The 14,144-nt window shown below is 68.4% G+C and carries 12 protein-coding genes and 1 pseudogene; 7 read left to right on the top strand and 6 right to left on the bottom strand.

Translation table 11 applies throughout. The annotated features are described in order from the left end of the window. Positions 1-38 precede the first annotated feature (38 nt). From BGI51_RS05320 to BGI51_RS05310, 3 genes and pseudogenes are all read left to right on the top strand, one after another. Positions 39-1,061 carry an aminoglycoside phosphotransferase family protein gene (locus BGI51_RS05320; RefSeq protein WP_187980503.1) on the top strand — a complete coding sequence of 341 codons (1,023 nt, stop codon included), beginning with the start codon at positions 39-41 and terminating at the stop codon, positions 1,059-1,061. Then, positions 1,058-1,722 (top strand): annotated as a pseudogene (gene murU / locus BGI51_RS05315) (N-acetylmuramate alpha-1-phosphate uridylyltransferase MurU). Before BGI51_RS05320 ends, murU begins: the two are co-directional and overlap by 4 nt. Then, positions 1,719-2,483 (top strand): DnaJ domain-containing protein, encoded by a 765-nt coding sequence (locus BGI51_RS05310; RefSeq protein WP_187980502.1) that lies wholly within the window; start codon positions 1,719-1,721, stop codon positions 2,481-2,483. Before murU ends, BGI51_RS05310 begins: the two are co-directional and overlap by 4 nt. Here the strand turns inward: BGI51_RS05310 and BGI51_RS05305 are convergent. Next, on the bottom strand, positions 2,458-3,468 hold the full coding sequence (locus BGI51_RS05305) for a DUF3530 family protein (RefSeq protein ID WP_187980501.1): 1,011 nt from the start codon (positions 3,466-3,468) through the stop codon (positions 2,458-2,460). The two genes, BGI51_RS05310 and BGI51_RS05305, sit on opposite strands and share 26 nt — an antisense overlap. Positions 3,469-3,605: 137 nt before the next feature. Between BGI51_RS05305 and rpe the strand changes: the two genes are divergently transcribed. From rpe to trpE, 3 genes are all read left to right on the top strand, one after another. Next, positions 3,606-4,283: a ribulose-phosphate 3-epimerase gene (gene rpe / locus BGI51_RS05300; RefSeq protein ID WP_187980500.1), complete on the top strand. Its 678-nt coding sequence runs from the start codon at positions 3,606-3,608 to the stop codon at positions 4,281-4,283. Next, the gene (locus tag BGI51_RS05295; RefSeq protein ID WP_187980499.1) at positions 4,280-4,960 is read left to right on the top strand and encodes a phosphoglycolate phosphatase; all 681 of its coding nucleotides are present in this window, start codon (positions 4,280-4,282) and stop codon (positions 4,958-4,960) included. The genes rpe and BGI51_RS05295 overlap by 4 nt, the downstream gene beginning before the upstream one ends. 243 nt (positions 4,961-5,203) lie before the next feature. Next, positions 5,204-6,682 (top strand): anthranilate synthase component I, encoded by a 1,479-nt coding sequence (trpE, locus tag BGI51_RS05290; RefSeq protein ID WP_187980498.1) that lies wholly within the window; start codon positions 5,204-5,206, stop codon positions 6,680-6,682. Between the two features lie 158 nt (positions 6,683-6,840). Here trpE and BGI51_RS05285 read toward each other — a convergent pair whose 3' ends face one another. The 5 genes from BGI51_RS05285 to BGI51_RS05265 are packed head-to-tail and all read right to left on the bottom strand — an operon-like array spanning position 6,841 to position 13,006. Continuing rightward, positions 6,841-8,565 (bottom strand): acetyl/propionyl/methylcrotonyl-CoA carboxylase subunit alpha, encoded by a 1,725-nt coding sequence (locus BGI51_RS05285; RefSeq protein ID WP_187980497.1) that lies wholly within the window; start codon positions 8,563-8,565, stop codon positions 6,841-6,843. Further along, positions 8,562-10,166 (bottom strand): 5-oxoprolinase/urea amidolyase family protein, encoded by a 1,605-nt coding sequence (locus tag BGI51_RS05280; protein ID WP_187980496.1) that lies wholly within the window; start codon positions 10,164-10,166, stop codon positions 8,562-8,564. The genes BGI51_RS05285 and BGI51_RS05280 overlap by 4 nt, the downstream gene beginning before the upstream one ends. Positions 10,167-10,175: 9 nt before the next feature. After that, a complete protein-coding gene (locus BGI51_RS05275) occupies positions 10,176-10,982 on the bottom strand; it encodes a putative hydro-lyase (protein ID WP_187980495.1) in 807 nt (268 codons plus the stop codon). Then, positions 10,979-11,749, bottom strand: coding sequence for a LamB/YcsF family protein (locus tag BGI51_RS05270; protein ID WP_187980494.1), 771 nt, complete (start codon positions 11,747-11,749; stop codon positions 10,979-10,981). The genes BGI51_RS05275 and BGI51_RS05270 overlap by 4 nt, the downstream gene beginning before the upstream one ends. 15 nt (positions 11,750-11,764) lie before the next feature. After that, on the bottom strand, positions 11,765-13,006 hold the full coding sequence (locus BGI51_RS05265) for an NRAMP family divalent metal transporter (RefSeq protein ID WP_252977213.1): 1,242 nt from the start codon (positions 13,004-13,006) through the stop codon (positions 11,765-11,767). 257 nt (positions 13,007-13,263) lie between these two features. Here BGI51_RS05265 and BGI51_RS05260 point away from each other — a divergent pair, with 257 nt between their 5' ends. Then, the gene (locus BGI51_RS05260; RefSeq protein WP_187980493.1) at positions 13,264-13,926 is read left to right on the top strand and encodes a GntR family transcriptional regulator; all 663 of its coding nucleotides are present in this window, start codon (positions 13,264-13,266) and stop codon (positions 13,924-13,926) included. Positions 13,927-14,144: the final 218 nt, after the last annotated feature.

Here is a 14,144-nt window from a genome sequence, read left to right as displayed (position 1 = left end):
GACCTGCACATCGGCTAGGGCCGAGGGATCCGCTGTAAATGACTGAAGATGTTCGCTTAAACCAGATAGAAGACTGGCTGACCACCGTTCTACCGGAAATTTTCCGGGAACAGGCCTGGGGCGAGGTGCCCAAGGGTAGCCTGACCGCGGCCAGCAGTGATGCCAGTTTTCGCCGTTATTTCCGCTGGGCGGGCGAGGGCCGCAGCCTGATCGTGATGGATGCGCCGCCGCCGCAGGAGGACTGCCGTCCGTTCGTCCAGGTGGCCGCGCTGCTGGCCGAGGCCGGGGTCCATGTACCGCGCATCCTGGCTCAGGATCTGGAGCGGGGATTCCTGCTGCTGAGCGATCTCGGCACCCTGACCTATCTGGAGGTGATCAATGCGGCCAATGCCGACGATTATTTCCAGGCGGCCATCGATGCCCTGCTGGCTTTCCAGGGCAAGCAGCCGACGAACGGCAGCCTGCCGCTCTACGACAGGGCTCTGCTCGCCCGCGAGTTGAGTCTGTTTCCAGAGTGGTACGTGGGTCGCGAACTGGACATGACCTTCAGCGCGAGTCAGCTCGAACGCTGGCAGGCCGTCTGCGACCGATTGATCGACAGCGCCCTGGCGCAACCCCAGGTGCTGGTCCACCGGGACTTCATGCCGCGCAACCTGATGCTGAGCACGCCCAATCCGGGCGTGCTGGACTTCCAGGATGCGGTCATCGGGCCGGTGACCTATGACATCACCAGCCTGTTCAAGGATGCCTTCCTCAGCTGGCCCGAGCCGCTGGTGCAGCGCTGGCTGCTAGGCTACTGGGAGCAGGCGCGTGCCGTCGGCATCCCGGTGCAGCCCGACTTCGCCGACTTCCAGCGCGCCTCGGATCTGATGGGCGTGCAGCGCCATCTCAAGGTGATGGGCATCTTCGCCCGCATCTGGCATCGCGACGGCAAGCCGCGCTACGTCGCCGACACCCCGCGCTTTCTCGCCTACATCCGTACCGTGGTGGCGCGGCGACCGGAGCTGGCCGATCTCGGCGCCTTGCTCGACGAGCTGCACGCCGCGCGGGTCGACGCATGAAGGCCATGATCCTGGCGGCGGGCAAGGGCGAGCGGATGCGACCGTTGACGCTGAGCCTGCCCAAGCCGCTGATCGAGGTGAACGGCCGGCCGCTGATCGAGCATCACATCCGGGCACTGGCCGCGGCAGGCATTTCCGAGCTGGTGATCAATCACGCCTGGCTGGGCGCCCAGCTGGAAGCCGCCCTGGGCGATGGCAGCCAACTAGGGGTCACCATCCGCTTCTCTGCCGAGGGTGAGCCGCTGGAGACCGGGGGCGGCATCTTCCGCGCGCTGCCGCTGCTGGGCAGTGCGCCCTTCGTGCTGGTCAACGGCGATATCCGCACCGATTTCGCCTTCGGCACCCTGGCCTTGCCAGCCGGTCGCCTGGCGCACCTGGTGCTGGTCGACAACCCGCCGCATCACCCGGCCGGCGACTTCGGTCTGGTGGACGGGGGATCACCCTGGATGCCCCGGAAAAGCTCACCTACAGCGGCATCGCCGTGCTGCATCCGCAGCTGTTCGCCGAGCGCACGGCCGGGGCCTTCAAGCTGGTGGACGTGTTGCGACCCGCCATTGCCGCCGGACAGGTCTCGGGCCAGCGGCTGGACGGTCGCTGGGTGGACGTGGGCACCCTGGAGCGGCTGGCGGAAGCGGAGCGGCTGTTCGGGACGGCTTCTTGAAGGTCTGGTTCTGGCCGCTGACGGTGCTGGGCTTCCTGGCCGGCTGGGCCGTGGCCAGCATTCCCGGCGCCCTGCTGGTGGCGCTGCTCGCCCATGCCGGCGAACGCCAGCTGGGGCTGACTTCCCTGGCGGGCTGGAAGGCACGCTGGCAGGGGCGCCCCGGGCGCTTCGAACATCAGGCGCAATTCCAGATGCTCGGTCGTCTGGCCAAGCGCGGCGGTCGGGTGCTGACGGCCCACATCCGCCAGGCCGAAGGCGAGATCGAGCGTCTGGGGCTCGACGCCGACGACCGCAAGAAGGCCATCGCCGCCTTCGAGCAGGGCAAGGGCGGCACCCTGCCGTCGACGGCCGACCTGCAGCGTCTCAGCGAGCGCAGCGAGGGCATCCTGCGCGCCTGCTGGCGCATGGTCTGGATCAGCGGCAGCGTGCGCCCTGGGGACCGCGACGAGATCCTCGGCTGGGGGCAGGCGATGGGTCTGGCCGAAGCCCAGGTGCTGGCCCTGCAGCCACCGGTGCAGGCGGCGCCGCGCCAGCCCGGCAGCGAGGAGAAGTATCGCAAGGCGCTGCAATTGCTCGGCGTTACCAATGACGCCGACGCCGCCACGGTCAAGCAGGCCTATCGGCGGCTGCTCTCCCGCCACCACCCCGACAAGAAGGCCGGTGCCGGGGCGGGCCAGTCGGCGGTCTATGCCGCTGCCCAGCGCACCGCCGAGCTGCATGCCGCCTATCAGCTGATCAAGAGGCGGCGGGGCTTCCGCTAGCGGCCGGTGGCAGGCGATCCAGCCAGGCGCGCAGCCGGCGAACGGTCTGCTCCTGCTCCGCGGCGCGGTCGCCGGGAATCACCGGCAGGTCGATCTGCCGATAGCCCTTGTTGGCCTTTTGCGCCGCGCGCTCCTTGCGCCGTTGGGCGGCCGGTCCGGGTGCATGTACCAGGTCGGCGATCTGCAGATCGGTCTTGCCCATGGTGGCGTCCAGCCGCGGCGGCAGCCCCTGGGGCTCACGACCATCGATGAGCACCAGTTGCTTGACCTCGGCCGGTTCCTTTTCCGCCAGATAGCGCGCGGCCCAATAGGCGCCGGTGCCGTGGCCGACCAGTACGATGGGGTTGGCGCCCTGTTGCAGTGCCAGGTCGATGCCAGCGGCTATGCGGGCCAGCACCCGGGTGGCCTGGGCATTGGCCGCGGCTTGGGGATCGACCGGCGCGACCGCCGCCTGGGCCGGTTCGCCGCTGCCGGCTTCGGCCTGGGTCGGGGCGGCGGGCGCCGTGCCGCTGCCACCGGTCACCGGCGGTGCCGTCTGCTCGCTGTTGACCTGGGCGTCGGTGTCCGCCGGGGCGGTATCGCGTTCGATCGCCACCACCGGGTCATAGGGGTCGGGCAGGCTCAGGCTGATGGTCTGCCAACCGTAAGTGGGTAGCTCCTGGCGTACGGGGGCTATCACATTGGGCCAGTCGGCCGATTCGCCGTCGCCCGGCACCAGCACTACCGTCCCGCTGGCCTTGGCCCGGGCGGCGGGCACCAGCAGGGCAAGAAAGGACTCGTCGCCGGCCTGCAGGGTCTTCTGCTGCTCGGCGGGCAGCTGCCGCATCAGCGCCTGCTGCTGCTCCTGACTTCGCGTCAATGCTGGCGCCAGGGCTGTGGGAGCCGCAGGCGGTTCCGGCGCCGGGGTGGGCGCTTCTTCGGCACGCACCGGGGCGGCGAGGCCAAGCAGAAGGAGGCAGAGCGGCAGCAGGGCGGGCGACGACATCGACGGGAATCCTCGACAGGGGCACGGTTGACCCTGGCGAGCCTACCGCCGTTCGCCCCGTCGGGGCAGCGGGAACGCCCGAGCCGCACACGGATCTCCGTTACAATGCCGTCCTCAACCTTCGCCGAGGCTATCCCATGCAACCCTTCGCCATCGCCCCCTCGATCCTGTCCGCCGATTTCGCCCGCCTGGGCGAGGAAGTCGACAAGGTCCTCGCCGCCGGTGCCGACATGGTCCATTTCGACGTGATGGACAACCACTATGTGCCCAACCTCACCATCGGCCCGATGGTCTGCAAGGCGTTGCGCAACTACGGGGTCACCGCGCCCATCGACGTGCACCTGATGGTCAAGCCGGTGGATCGCATCATCGGCGACTTCATCGAGGCCGGCGCCACCGACATCACCTTCCATCCCGAGGCCTCCGAGCACATCGATCGCTCGCTGCAGCTGATTAAGGATGGCGGCTGCCGGGCCGGCCTGGTGTTCAATCCGGCCACCTCGCTGGACGTGCTCAAGTACGTGATGGACAAGATCGACATGGTGCTGCTGATGAGCGTCAACCCCGGCTTTGGCGGCCAGAAATTCATTCCCGGCACCCTGGACAAGTTGCGCGAGGCGCGCGCCCTGATCGATGCCTCCGGCCGGCCGATCCGGCTCGAGATCGATGGCGGGGTCAACGTCAAGAATATCGGCGAGATCGCGCGCGCGGGTGCCGACACCTTCGTCGCCGGCTCGGCCATCTTCGGCCAGGCGGACTACGCCGCGGTGATCCAGGCGATGCGCGCCGAGCTGGCCAAGGCCCGCTCGGTATGAGCGCCCTGGTGCGGCTCGGTGGCGGGCATCCGCCGGCCCTGGTGATGTTCGACCTCGACGGCACCCTGCTGGATTCGGCACCGGACCTGGCCGCCGCGGTGGACGCCATGCTCGAACGCCTGGACCGCGCGCCGGCGGGGCTGGACAAGGTGCGGCTGTGGATCGGCAACGGCGCCCGGGTGCTGGTGCGTCGCGCCCTGGCCGATGACATGCAGCACGACGCCGTGGACGCTGCCGCCGCCGACGAGGCCCTGGCGCTGTTCATGGAGCTCTATGGCGGTAGCCACGCCCTGACCCGCGTCTATCCGGGGGTGCTGGACAGCCTGGCGCTGCTGCGCACCCTGGGCGTGCGCCTGGCGGTGATCACCAACAAGCCGGAGCGCTTCGTCGCGCCGCTCCTGGCCGACATGGGCCTGGGTGACTTCGACTGGATCGTCGGCGGCGATACCCTGCCGCAGCAGAAGCCGGACCCGGCCGGCCTGCTGTGGGTCATGCAGCAGGCCGGCGTGGTGGCCGGCCAGGCCCTGTTCATCGGCGATTCGCGCAACGACATCCGCGCCGCCCGTGCCGCGGGGGTGCGCTGCGTGGCCCTGAGCTATGGCTACAACCATGGCGAGTCCATCGCCCTGGAGCAGCCGGATCTGGTCGTCGACGATCTGCGCGAGCTGTTCATCTAGCACGCCGAGGTGGCCGGCCGGTTGCCATGCTGCGCCGGCTAGGCTAACGTGGCCCTTCAACCCCCCGCCTCAAGAGCAAGAGATCGCATCGTGGTGGTCACCCGCACAGGCTCCTCGCGAGCATGGATGAAAGTCATCAAGGCCCTGGCCCGTTGGCGCTGGCGCGCCTGATTTCGTCCTGGCCGGTATCTGACCGGCGCGCTGTGCACCCGACCTTTCGTTTTCCTCGCCACGAGGCTGATCATGACCCGCGACGATTTCCTGCGCCTGGCCGCTCAAGGCTATAACCGCATTCCCCTGGCCTTCGAAACCCTGGCCGACTTCGACACCCCGCTGTCCCTCTATCTCAAGCTGGCCGATGCGCCCAACTCCTATCTGCTGGAGTCGGTGCAGGGCGGCGAGAAATGGGGCCGCTATTCGATCATCGGCCTGCCGTGCCGGACGCTGCTGCGCGTGCATGGCTATGAGGTGACCGTGCACGAGGGCGAGCGGCAGCTCGAAGCCTGCACCGCCGAGGATCCGCTGGCCTTCGTCGAGGCGTTCAAGACCCGCTATCGCGTGCCGGCGGTGCCCAACCTGCCCAAGTTCGATGGCGGTCTGGTGGGTTACTTCGGCTATGACTGCGTGCGTTACGTGGAAAAACGCCTCGGTGCCTCGCCCAATCCCGATCCGCTGGGTACCCCGGACATCCTGCTGATGGTCTCGGACGAGGTAGTTGTGTTCGACAACCTCGCCGGCAAGCTGCACTGCATCGTGCTGGTGGACCCTATCCAGCCGGAGGCCTACGAGCAGGGCCAGGCACGCCTGGCCGCGTTGCGCGAGCGCATCCGCCAACCCATCGCCCCGCGTCTGGGCCTGGACTTCAATGCCATGCAGGTGCCTGGCGAGCCGGTTTTCCGCTCCAGCTACAGCCGTGACGACTACGAAAATGCGGTGGTACGGATCAAGGACTACATCCTGGCCGGCGACTGCATGCAGGTGGTGCCCTCGCAGCGCATGACCATTGATTTCCAGGCGGCGCCCATCGACCTCTATCGGGCGTTGCGCTGCTTCAACCCCACGCCCTACATGTATTTCTTCAACTTCGGCGACTTCCATGTGGTGGGCAGTTCGCCCGAGGTGCTGGTGCGGGTGGAGGACGGCGAGATCACCGTGCGTCCCATCGCCGGGACCCGTCCGCGCGGCGCCAGCGAAGAAGCCGATCTGGCCTTGGAGCGCGATCTGCTGGCCGATGCCAAGGAGCTGGCCGAGCACCTGATGCTGATCGACCTGGGGCGCAACGACGTGGGCCGGGTCTCCACCACCGGCAGCGTGACCTTGACCGAGAAGATGGTCATCGAGCGTTATTCCAACGTGATGCACATCGTCAGCAACGTGACCGGTCGGCTCAAGCCCGAGCTGAGCGCCATGGACGCCCTGCGCGCCATCCTGCCGGCCGGCACCCTGTCCGGCGCGCCGAAGATCCGCGCCATGGAGATCATCGACGAACTGGAGCCGGTCAAGCGGGGCATCTACGGCGGCGCCGTGGGCTACCTGGCCTGGAATGGCAACATGGACACCGCCATCGCCATCCGCACCGCGGTGATCAAGGACGGCGAGCTGCATGTGCAGGCGGGCGGCGGCATCGTCGCCGACTCCCAGCCGGCGGCGGAGTGGGAAGAGACCCTCAACAAGCGTCGCGCCATGTTCCGCGCGGTGAAGCTGGCGGAAGGCAAGATCTAGAGGCGCGTGGGGATTGCGGCCATGGCGGTACGCCGATACGGCCGTTCCTGAAAGACTCTGGTGCTTTGCTGATCGCGGCCATGGGCCGCTCCTACAAAGCGTCAACTACTGTAGGAGTGGCCCGTAGCCGCGATAGGTCCTCGCCTAAAGTCCTCTCGCTAAGCCTCTTCGATCCGCCCCAGGACGGCCCCAGCCGCCAGGTAGTCTCCGGCCGCCTGGGTGATCGCCAAGCGGCCGGCGCGTGGGGCGATGACCTGGGTTTCCATCTTCATCGCTTCCATCACGGCCACCACCTGACCGGCTTCGAGCTGGGCGCCGTCTTCGACCAGCCACGCATGCAGGTTGCCCGCCACCGAGGCAGTGAGGGCGTTGGCGTCTGCTGCAGGAGCAGGCGCGGGCGTTTCGCCCGCCGGGGTGCTCATGGCCAGGCCGCTCAGCAGGGCCGTGGGCAGGCCCAGGGCATGGCGGCGGCCGTCGATCTCGACGAAGGTGCGCAGCACGCCTTCGTCAGCCGGCTCGCTGCGTGGTGCCAGGACGATCTGCTCGGCGAATACCGTCTCGATCCAGCGGGTGTGCACAGCGAAAGCCGCCCCGGTGAAGTCGGCGTGGGCCATCACCGCCTGGTGGAAGGGCAGTACCGTGGCGACGCCTTCCACGCTGAATTCGGCCAGGGCACGGCGGGCCCGGGCGATGGCCTGCTCGCGGGTGGCGCCGGTGATGATCAGCTTGGCGATCATGGAGTCGAAGTTGGGCGCCACCTGGGAACCGGCTACCACGCCGCTGTCCAGGCGGATGCCGGGACCACTGGGGGCGCGGAAGGCCGTAATGGATCCCGGGGTCGGCAGGAAACCGCGACCCGGATCCTCGGCATTGATGCGGAATTCGAAGCTATGCCCACGCGGCGCCGGCACCTCGGTAAAGGACAGCGGCAGGCCATCGGCGATGCGCAATTGTTCGATCACCAGGTCCAGGCCACAGGTTTCCTCGGTAACCGGGTGCTCCACCTGCAGGCGGGTGTTGACCTCCAGGAAGGACAGGGTACCGTCCTGGCTCAGCAGGAATTCCACGGTGCCGGCGCCGATATAGCCGGCGGCGGCGCAGATGTCTCGCGCGGAGGCGTGAATGCGCTGGCGCAGCTCGTCTTCGAGGAAAGGCGCGGGCGCCTCTTCCACCAGCTTCTGGTTGCGCCGCTGCAGCGAACAGTCGCGGGTGCCCACTACCTCGACCCGGCCATGGCGGTCGGCCAGGACCTGGGCTTCGATGTGCCGCGGGCGGTCAAGGAAGCGCTCGACAAAGCATTCGCCGCGGCCGAAGGCGGCGGTGGCCTCACGGACCGCCGAGTCGTACAGCTCGGCAACCTCGTCCAGGCGCCAGGCCACCTTGAGACCCCGTCCGCCACCGCCGAAGGCCGCCTTGATGGCGATGGGTAGACCGTGCTCCTCGGCGAAGGCCAGCACCTCGGCGGCGCCGTTCACCGGGTCTTCGGTGCCGGCCACCAGGGGGGCGCCGACGCCCAGGGCGATGCGCCGGGCCTGGACCTTGTCGCCCAACGCATCGATGGTGTCCGGGTCCGGGCCGATCCAGGTCAGGCCGGCCGCCTGTACCGCCCGGGCGAAGTCGGCGCGCTCGGACAGGAAGCCGTAGCCCGGGTGGACGGCATCGGCGCCCGCGCGGCGGGCCACGTCCAGCACCTTGGCGATGTCCAGGTAGGTCTCGGCCGGGCGCTGGCCATCCAGGCCATAGGCCTCGTCGGCCAAGTGCACGTGGAGGGCATCGAAGTCGGCGTCGGCGTAGACGGCGACCGAGGCCACACCGTAGTCGCGGCAGGCGCGGACGATGCGGACGGCGATCTCGCCGCGGTTGGCGATCAGGACTTTTTTCATGGAGTGTTCTCGGCAGCAGGAAAAGCGCTGGGGCGCAGCTCAGCGAAGGGGCCCAGCGGATTGAAGCGGATACGGGCACCGACTGGGATCTGCCCGGCCAGGTCCAGGTGGTGGCTGGCGATGGCGCCGATCACCGGATAGCCGCCGGTGAGCGGATGGTCGGCGAGGAACAGCACCGGCTGGCCGTTGGGCGGCACCTGGATGGCGCCCAGGGCCGTGCCTTCGCTGGGCAGCTCGCCGGATACCTGGCGCTCCAGGGGCGTCTCGCCGGCCAGGCGGATGCCGACCCGGTCGGACTGGGGCGTGACGCGCCAGCTCTGCCCAGCCAGGGTTTCCAGTGCGGTGGCGGTGAACCAGTCGCTGCGCGGACCGAGGACCACGTCGAGCACCACCTCCTGGTCGGCGCTGGGAAGCACCAGAGGGGCGGTTTCGCTGCAGGACGCGGCGGCACCGCCGACCCTGGGATAAAAGCCCAGGCGATCACCAGCAGCCAGGGGCGCCGGGCCGACCTTGGCCAGGGTATCGAAAGCGAGACTGCCCAGTACCGGGGCCACGGCGAAGCCGCCGCGCAGTGCCAGGTAGCTGCGCAACCCCGCGGGCGGGCTGCCCAGGCTCAGGCGGTCGCCGTCTTCCAGGAGGAAGGGCTGATAGGGCGCAGGTTGCAGCCGCCGGCCGGCGTGGGTCAGCACCTCCAGCGGCGCCGGGGCGCCGGTGACGGCGACCAAGGCCTGGCCGTGGCAAACGCAGCTGAAGCCACCCAGCAGGATTTCCAGGCAGCCGCTGCCTGGCTCATTGCCCACCGCGCGATTGGCCGCGCGCAGGGCGCCCCGATCCAGGGCGCCGGAGGCGGAGACGCCCTGGCCGGTCTGGCCCGGGCGACCGAGGTCTTGCAGCAGGGTGCGCAGGCCGGGGGTGATGATGTCCAGATAGTCCGCGGTGACCGGCGTGGCGGAGGCTGCAACCGGTGTCTCTGGCAGGCCGCCCGCGGGCAGTGGTCCGGCGTCGCGGAAGCGCACTCGATAGCCGGGACGGAGCAGGGCCGGTTCCGGGCGCGACAGGTCCCAGAGGTGCAGGGGCGTCACCCCCAACAGTTGCCAGCCACCGGGACTGGCTTGCGGATAGACGGCGGCGAAACCGCCGGCGATGGCCACCGAGCCGGCCGGCACCCGGGTGCGCGGCGAAGAGCGCCGTGGCACCTGAAAGCCTGGCCCGCCGCTCAGATAGCCGAAGCCCGGGGCGAAGCCGCAGAAGGCCACCTGATAGTCGCTGCCGGTATGGCGACGGATCACCTCGGCCACGCTCAGGCCGAGCAGTTGGGCGACGTCGTCCAGGTCCTCACCGTTGTAGTGCACCGGAATCTCGACGAGCTTGCCGGCCGCACGGGCACCGCCACCGAGGGGCAGGGCGGCGATATGGTCGACCAGGTCGGCCGCTGTTAGGGCGCTGGGGCGAAACTGGACCAGCAGGGTGCGGGCCGCCGGGACGACCTCCTCGATCCCTGCGAGCGGCCTGGCCTGCAGGGCGTCGAACAGGGCCAGGGTCTCGTCGAGATCGGCCAGCTCCACCAGCAGTGCATCCAGGTTGACGGGCAGAAAACGCAAGGGCTTCTCCTAGACGTGGTAGGTGCGATCGGGCACGTCGGTGATGAACATGTGGCCCGGCGCATGGGTGATGGCGAAGGGCACCTTGGAGGCCATGACCGCCGCCTGGGGCGTGACACCGCAACCCCAGAATACTGGGATCTCGCCCGGCTCGATGCGTACGGCATCGCCGAAGTCCGGCTGTGCCAGGTCGGAGATGCCCAGGCGCGCCGGTTCGCCGATGTGGACCGGTGCGCCATGGACCGCCGGATAGCGAGCGGTGATAGTGGCCGCTTCGGCGACCCGCTCGGCGGGAATGGGGCGCATGGACACCACCATTTCGCCATGCAGGCGGCCGGCCGGACGGCAGGCGCGGTTGGTGCGGTACATGGGCACATTGCAGCCGTCGGTGATGTGGCGGATCTCGATGCCGGCTTCCAGCAGGCCGGTCTCGAAGGTGAAGCTGCAGCCGATTAGGAAGGTCACCAAGTCCGCATGCTCGGCCCAGGCGGCGCGGCCGTCGGCCACTTCTTCCGCCAGCACGCCGTCGCGCCAGACGCGATACAGCGGTAGGTCGGTGCGCAGGTCGGCGCCCTTGGCCAGCGGCGTGGCGTAGCTGCCGGCGTCAATGACGTCCAGCACCGGGCAGGCCTGGGGATTGCGTTGAGCGTAAAGCAGGAAGTCGTAGGCCCATTCGCGCGGCAAGGCGATGAGATTGGCCTGGGTCAGGCCGGGGGCGACGCCGGCACTGGGGGCGACCAGGCCGTCGCGGTAGCGGGCGCGTGCCTCGCGGGCGGCGGCGATGGCGGCGTCTTGGGCGGCTTTGAGCGGATTCATGAGGGGACCTCCGTGAAGGCGCTGGGCGTCACCCCGGCGCGTTCGAGATGGCGACGCAGGGCACGCGCCATGTCCACCGCGCCGGGGCTGTCGCCGTGCACGCAGATGGACTCGGCCTCAATGGGTGTCAGGCTACCGTCGATGGCCTCCACCACGCCGTCCTGCACCAAGCGCAGCATGCGTTGGGCGATGAGTTCGGCATCGTGCAGCACCGCACCGGGCAGGCGCCGCGATACCAGGGTGCCCTCCGGCGTGTAGGCGCGATCGGCGAAGGCCTCGGCGACGCAGGTCAGGCCGGCCTCTCGCGCCCAGCCGAGCAGCGGCGAGCCGGCCAGGCAGACCAGCACCAGATCCTCGTCCAGCTGACGCAGGGCGGCGATCACCGCCTGAGCCTGGCGGTGGTCCTGGGCGACGGTGTTGTACAGGGCGCCGTGCGGCTTGACGTAGGTCACCCGCGTTCCGGCGGCCCTTGCCAGGGCCTGCAGGGCGCCGATCTGGTAGAGCACATCGGCGCTCAGCTCGTCGCTGGCAATATCCAGATTGCGCCGACCGAAGCCCACCAGGTCGGGGTAGGCGACATGGGCACCCACGGCGACCCCCCTGGCGGCGGCCGCCTGCAGGGTGCGCAGGATGCCGGCCGGATCGCCGGCGTGGAAACCGCAGGCGACGTTGGCGCTGGTGACAATATCGAGCATGGCGGCATCGTCACCCATCCGCCACTGGCCGAAGCTTTCGCCCAGGTCGCTGTTCAGATCGATGGTCGGCATAGGGATCTCCCGAGGTCAGGCGGCGTTGAGGAGAGCGAAGATGGGGCCGGCGGACTTGATCGCCAGGTACCACGACAGCACACAGGTGAGCGCGCCGAGCACCAGCAGCCAGCGAGGGTAATGGTAGCCCTCCATGAGGTCGGATCGGCGCCAGCCCACGTACATGAACAGCGTGAGGCCGATCGGCAGGATCAGGCCGTTGAAGCCGCCAGCGAACACCAGCAGGGCAGCCGGCGGTTTGCCGATCAGCAGATAGACGGCAAGGGCGATCAGTACGAAGACCACGGTGAAGAGGTTGCGCGCGCGCTCGCTGAGCTTCGGCGAGAACACGGTGATGAAGGTCGTGGAGGTATAGGCGGCGCCGATGGTGCTGCTGATACCGGCGGCCCAGAGGATTAGGCCGAACACCCTCAAGCCGTATTCGCCGAGACTGGCATCGAACGCCTGGGCGGCCGGGTTGGCGGCCTGGCCGGAGACGTCGATCACCACGCCGCTGGCGACCACCCCGAGGATGGCCAGGAACAGCACATAGCGGGCGATGCCAGTGACCAGAATGCCGCTGAGCGCGGCCTTGGACACGGCGTCGAGGTTTTCCACCCCGACAGTACCGCGGTCCAGCAGGCGGTGGGCGCCGGCATAGGTGATGTAGCCGCCCACGGTGCCGCCGACGATGGTGGTGATGGCCGTGAAGCTGATGACGCTGGGGAAGACGGTCTGGCGCAGCGCCTCGCCCAGTGGCGGATGGGAGGCGAAGCAGGCGATCACGATCAGCGTCACCTTGAGCAGGCCCAAGACCACCATGATGCGATCCATGGCTACCCCAGCGCGGTGCGACAGGAAGATGCCTATCGCCACCAGCGCGCTGAAGGCTCCACCCCAGGCCGGGTCCAAGCCGAGCAGGGCGTTCAGGCCCAGGCCGGCGCCAGCGATGTTGCCCAGGCTGAATACCAGGCCACCAGAGATCACCAGCACGGCAAGCAGGTAGCCACTGCCGGGCAGGGCGGCGTTGGCGATGTCGGAGGCGCGCATACGGGTCAGGGCGACGATTCGCCAGACATTCAGCTGCACCACGAAGTCGATGAGGATGGAGGCGAGAATGCCGAAGGCGAAGGCGGCTCCCAGGGTGGCAGTGAAGGTGGCGGTCTGGGTGAGGAAGGCGGGGCCGATGGCCGAGGTGGCCATCAGGAAGATCGCGGCGATCAGTGAAGCTCGGCGGTCCTTGGTGAAAGCCTGGGTAGTGCTGGCGGTCTGGGTCACGGTGGCGGTCCTGGTCGGGAAGGCATGCCCTGGCTAAGGCAACCTCTGTGCCACTGCCGACCGGAAAGCCATTATTTGTAGGCTTTACCGATACTTATTGTTCAACAAAGATATAGTCATAGTTCTTTCATTTGCACTGTATTGTTACTCGGCTACTTAGGGATGCTACCTGCTGGTGCGCCATTACCCCGGTTTCCTTGCCTAAGTGTTTGGCCTCGGACACCATCGGCAGCGCGACTGCCAGCTCTGGAAAACCCATGAAGAACCCTGCGCCCGACAATATTCGTACCCTCGGCGAATCCGTGACCGCCGAGATCCGCCGCCAATTGGTAGCGGGCGAACTCAAGCCCGGCCAGCGCCTGTCCGAGGCGGCGCTGGCAGAGCGCCTGGAGATATCCCGCAATACCCTGCGCGAGGCCTTCCGGGTGCTGACCCAGGAGGGGCTGCTCAAGCACGAACCCAATCGCGGGGTGTTCGTCTGCGTACCCGACATGGCTTCAATCATCGACATCTACCGGGTGCGGCGCTTTATCGAATGCCAGGCGCTGGCCAAGGCCTACCCGCGGCATCCGGGCGCGCTGCACATGCGTGAGGCGGTGACAGCGGCCCAGCGCGCCCGCGCGGTCCAGGACTGGGTGGCGGTGGGCACTGGCAACATGGCCTTCCACGCAGCTATCGTCGAACTGGCCGACAGCCCACGGCTGTCGGCCTTCTACGACCAGCTCTCCGCCGAGTTGCGCCTGGCCTTCGGCCTGCTCAACGATCCGGAATTCCTCCATGGTCCTTACCTGGAGATGAATGTCGCCATCGTCGAGCTGCTGGAGGAGGGCAGGCCCGCCGAGGCCACGGCCGCCTTGGAAAGCTACCTGGTGCAGTCCGAGCGGACGGTGCTGGCGGCCTACGGTCGACTCAAGGCCTGAGCCGCCAGCGGTTGCGCCGGGCGGCGGGCTGGGCTACTGTGCGGAAAGAACCACGTCGGAATCCATCCCGTGACCTGCAGCGCCGCCCTCTCGATGCCTCTCTTCAAGGCCCACGCCCGTTGGCGCTGGCGCGCCTGACATCCCCTTGCCGGTACGTCCGGCCCGCCTTGTCGTTCCAGCCCCCGGCCAACCGCTTCCGGCGCCGTGGCGAAGCTGAG

This window comes from Pseudomonas oryzihabitans (assembly GCF_014522265.1).
In the GTDB taxonomy this organism is placed as follows: domain Bacteria; phylum Pseudomonadota; class Gammaproteobacteria; order Pseudomonadales; family Pseudomonadaceae; genus Chryseomonas; species Chryseomonas aestiva.
The sequence above is the reverse complement of the archived record's forward strand: the minus strand, read 5'-3'. Positions and strand labels throughout refer to the sequence as shown.